This is a genomic window from Burkholderia sp. LK4 (assembly GCF_001043615.1).
Lineage (GTDB): Bacteria > Pseudomonadota > Gammaproteobacteria > Burkholderiales > Burkholderiaceae > Burkholderia > Burkholderia cepacia.
Genome location: NZ_LDUL01000055.1, coordinates 1 through 1,344, shown reverse-complemented (window position 1 = coordinate 1,344; position 1,344 = coordinate 1). Strand labels below are relative to the sequence as shown.

The 1,344-nt window shown below is 60.6% G+C and carries 1 protein-coding gene; it reads right to left on the bottom strand.

What is annotated here, in order from left to right; all coding sequences use genetic code 11:
* Positions 1–40: 40 nt before the first annotated feature.
* Entirely contained in the window at positions 41–1,291 is a 1,251-nt protein-coding gene (locus VK92_RS26455) for an IS256 family transposase (protein WP_048026296.1), read from the bottom strand.
* Positions 1,292–1,344: the final 53 nt, after the last annotated feature.

The following is a 1,344-nucleotide window of genomic DNA, read 5'->3' as shown; positions in this document are numbered from 1 at the left end:
GGGGGTGTCAGGATTTCCGTGTTCAAGGCGGGTTGAGTAATTACACGGAAGGTCGAACGAATCGATCTGCGTAAAGGATAGCGAACTGGTTCATGGCCGTCTTCCAGTCATGAGCGGCACTGCCCCAATTCGCCGTGATGTTGCGCAGGGCCAGCCAGATGAGTTTGGTGGCTGCCTCGTCGGTCGGGAAGTGGCCACGGGTCTTGATGATCTTGCGCAACTGCGAGTTGATATTTTCAATCGCGTTCGTGGTGTAGATGATCTTGCGCACGCCTGGAGGAAACGCGAAGAACGGGATGACGCGATCCCAGGCGTTGCGCCACGCGCCACTCACGGTCGGGAATTTCTGGCCCCAGGGACCCGCTGCAAATGCATCAAGTTCAGCCTGAGCGGCTTCTGCACTGGGGGCGGCGTAGATCGGTTTGATCGCCGCAGCCAACCCGCGGCGGTCTTTCCAGCTGGCGTAATCGAGGCTATTGCGGATCAGGTGGACGATGCAGGTTTGCAGCGTCGTCGCCGGAAAGACTGCCGCCAGGGCCTCGGGCATGCCCTTCAGACCGTCGGTCACGGCGATCAGGATGTCGTGAACGCCGCGCGTCTTCAGATCGTTGAACACCCTCATCCAGAACTTGGCGCCCTCGGTGTTCTCGATCCACAGACCCAGGATCTCCCGGGTGCCGTCGGGCAGCACGCCCAGCGCCAGATACACCGCCTTGTTGCGCACGACGGCGTCTTCGCGAATCTTGACCCGCAGGGCGTCGAAGAACACCACTGGATACATCGGCTCAAGCGGTCGGGCCTGCCAGGCCGTCACCTCGGCCATGACTTCATCGGTCACGGAACTGATGAAGTCCGGCGAAACCTCGGTGCCGTATTGCTCCAGCAGGAAACCTTGAATCTCGCGCACGGTCATGCCCCGGGCATACATGGCGACGATCTTGTCGTCGAAGCCGGTAAAGCGCCGTTCGTGCTTGGGAATCAGGATGGGTTCGAAGCTGCCGTCGCGGTCGCGAGGCACCTCGATGCGAATCGGACCGTCTTCGGTCAGGACCGTCTTGGCACCTTTGCCGTTGCGCTGATTCGTGGCGTTGATCGGCTTGGCTGCACCGGCAGGGTAGCCGAGATGATGGTTCATCTCGCCACCCAACGCCCGTTCGATCAACGCCTTCTTGAGTGCCAGTGTCGCGGCATTGATGGCTTCAGCCGTCATCGGACCGTTGCCGAACTGCTCAAGCAGCTCGGCCGGAATCGCCGGCAGAGCCGCCGGCTGGGCTTTCGGTTTGCGAGGCATACACTCTCCTTGAGAGCATGTTATGCCTTAAACACGAAATTCCTGACAGGCCC

Excerpts from the sequence above, each read along its gene's own strand:
- VK92_RS26455 (WP_048026296.1), bottom strand. The coding sequence starts at position 1,291 with ATGCCTCGCAAACCGAAAGCCCAGCCGGCGGCTCTGCCGGCGATTCCG.